Genomic DNA, 2,593 nt, shown 5'->3' with positions numbered 1-2,593 from the left:
GCAGTTTCGCCAGATGATTCATGCATAGCTGCTTACAGCGAACTTCGCTGCTATGTCGCGACGAATACATGACCCCCGAGCATTGATTGACTGGCCAATGAGCGGGCGGCGATACTTAAGACAAAACTGACCAACTGGATCAACATCAACTTGAAGAAAAAGTGAGCCTTCGAGGTCATCGCCATGAGAAATTCCCCAGTACGCGACGGTCACCCAGCTCATGATCGTGACTCAGTACAAAACAGTTCCCCCGAACAAGACAACGGCACATTCATGGATCATGATTTGGGCGACTGCCATTGCGACTCCAGTGATGCTGACCGTTCACGCAGAGGATTCCTGAGACTGGGGGCGTTCGGAACCGCTGGCTTAGCGTTGGCAGGATCTCCCGCCATGGCCGGGCCATTCACCAAAGAGGATTTCGCGAATCATCTGGTCCCCGCTGACAAGAAGTTGTCGGCAGAGTGGCTGGCTTCGTTGACGCGGCGTGGAGAACCGGAAACATTTGAGGGCGAACAACTCAAATACGTCGGGATGCCCATCGGCGGCAGCGGTTGTGGTCAACTTTATCTCGGTGGCGACGGTAAACTCTGGCACTGGGACATCTTTAAGAGCAACTACCGTCGTGAGCCGGATCATGCCTAGCAGATTGCGGCATTCACGCTGGAATGCAATGCAGTCCGCCGTCAGTCAGGTCAATGTCGAAATCAACGGCAATTCGATCGACGCCGACTTTAAGGAAGAGGCTGGCCGCACTGCCGTCCGCTTTGAGGGCGACGGACTGGTCCTTGAGGAGGCACAGCGAATGAAAGTGACTCTTATTTAAATAGCGTCCGAGCGGAAACGAGCAGGCAACACGGAAATCGCCGAACGGCAATCGCGGCGGTTTTCACGATGAAACCCTTGGCGAATGCTGATGCGGCTAATATGCTCATAGACGCCACCCATTACGCTGGAACCCATCGGATTTGATGCTGTGCAGCTAACACCAAGCGAGAACAATATGAACAACAGAATCTGTCTACTGGCCATGCTGATGCTCGTTGGCGTGAGCGGACTTTGCATGCCGCGTGCGAACGCCGAAGCTGCCCGCCCCAATATCCTCTTCATCTTCGCCGATGACATGAGCTACGAGACCATTGGGGCCGCTGGCATATTGGATATCGACACACCGAACCTCGACCAACTCGCCAAGTCCGGAACGAGCTTCACCCATGCCTACAACATGGGTGCCTGGGGTGGGGCAGTCTGCACCGCCAGTCGCAGCATGCTTAACACCGGCCGTTTTGTCTGGAACGCGCAAGCCAGCGTCCAACCACATGTCAGCCAGAATCGCATGTGGTCGCAACGCATGCAGTCGGCGGGTTATCAGACATACTTTTCGGGAAAATGGCACGTCCCAGGTGCAAATCCGGACGGCCTTTTCCATGTCGTCAAGAATGTCCGCGCAGGCATGCCCCAACAGACCCCACAAGGCTACAACCGACCACGCAGCCCCGAAGATTATGCCACCGGATGGAAACCTTGGGATCAAAAATACGGTGGTTTCTGGGAGGGCGGAAAGCACTGGAGTGAAGTCGTTGCCGACGACGGCGTGGAGTATCTGGACACTGCAACGAAGGACGAGCAACCGTTTTTCATGTACTTGGCGTTCAATGCCGCACACGATCCGCGTCAGTCTCCGAAGGAATACATCGACCGCTATCCACTCGAGCGGATCAAGCTGCCCGAGAACTTCCTGCCTCAGTATCCGTACGCCGATAAGATCTGCGGTCTCGGATTGCGTGATGAAAAGCTGATGCCTTACCCGCGCACGGAATATGCGGTGAAGGTAAACCGCCAAGAATACTTCGCGCTGATCACTCATATGGATGACCAGATTGGCCGCATTCTCGATGCGTTGAAAGCATCCGGCAAAGCGGATAACACCTACATCGTCTTCACGGCCGACCACGGACTGGCGGTGGGTCGTCACGGACTGAGCGGGAAGCAGAACATGTATGACCACAGCGTGCGGGTGCCGTTCTTGGTCGTGGGGCCGGGCGTGAAAGCGGGCGCACAGATCGATGTACCGATTTACCTGCAAGACGTCATGGCCACATCGTTGAATTTGGCTGACGCATCAACCGATGGTGTCGAGTTCAAAAGCCTGTTGCCACTGCTGCGTGGAGAGAGCGACGAACACTACGAGACGATCTATGGTGCCTACATGAACCGGCAACGAATGATCACAAAAGGCGACTGGAAGTTCCTTTCTTACCCCACTGCCAATGTCGAACGCCTGTTCAATCTGAAGAAAGACCCGCTCGAAATGAACGACCTCGCAGGTAACCCGGAGTATGCGAGCATCCTGGCGGACATGCGTACCGCACTGACTGCCTTGAGCAAGGAAATGGACGACCCGTTATTGGAGACGGACGCCAAAGAAAACAACAACAAAAAGAAGTCGAAGAAATCGTCCGCGTCCTAGCCACTATGCAGGTAGACAGGAATCATCTGGCGAAACTGCCGCGAACTGTAGGCCGGACCGAGGCTTTGCGAGTTCCGGCATGCACTTGCTCAGTCGTGCCGGAACTGCGTCGCTTAGGCTCCT

At 55.1% G+C, this 2,593-nt stretch carries 3 protein-coding genes; all 3 read left to right on the top strand.

All coding sequences use genetic code 11. The features are described from left to right. Positions 1-183 precede the first annotated feature (183 nt). The 3 genes from NB063_RS32090 to NB063_RS32080 all read left to right on the top strand — a co-directional run bounded on the left by NB063_RS32090 (position 184) and on the right by NB063_RS32080 (position 2,470). Entirely contained in the window at positions 184-645 is a 462-nt protein-coding gene (locus NB063_RS32090) for a hypothetical protein (protein ID WP_250933930.1), read from the top strand. Next, complete coding sequence (locus NB063_RS32085; RefSeq protein ID WP_250933929.1) at positions 638-826, top strand: hypothetical protein; 189 nt, start codon at positions 638-640, stop codon at positions 824-826. Before NB063_RS32090 ends, NB063_RS32085 begins: the two co-directional genes overlap by 8 nt. 177 nt (positions 827-1,003) lie before the next feature. Then, on the top strand, positions 1,004-2,470 hold the full coding sequence (locus NB063_RS32080; RefSeq protein WP_250933928.1) for a sulfatase-like hydrolase/transferase: 1,467 nt from the start codon (positions 1,004-1,006) through the stop codon (positions 2,468-2,470). Positions 2,471-2,593: the final 123 nt, after the last annotated feature.

The sequence above is a fragment of the Aporhodopirellula aestuarii genome (genome assembly GCF_023701485.1).
In the GTDB taxonomy this organism is placed as follows: Bacteria; Planctomycetota; Planctomycetia; order Pirellulales; family Pirellulaceae; genus Rhodopirellula; species Rhodopirellula aestuarii.
Note: the sequence above shows the minus strand (reverse complement) of the source record. Positions and strands in the feature narration are given on the sequence as shown.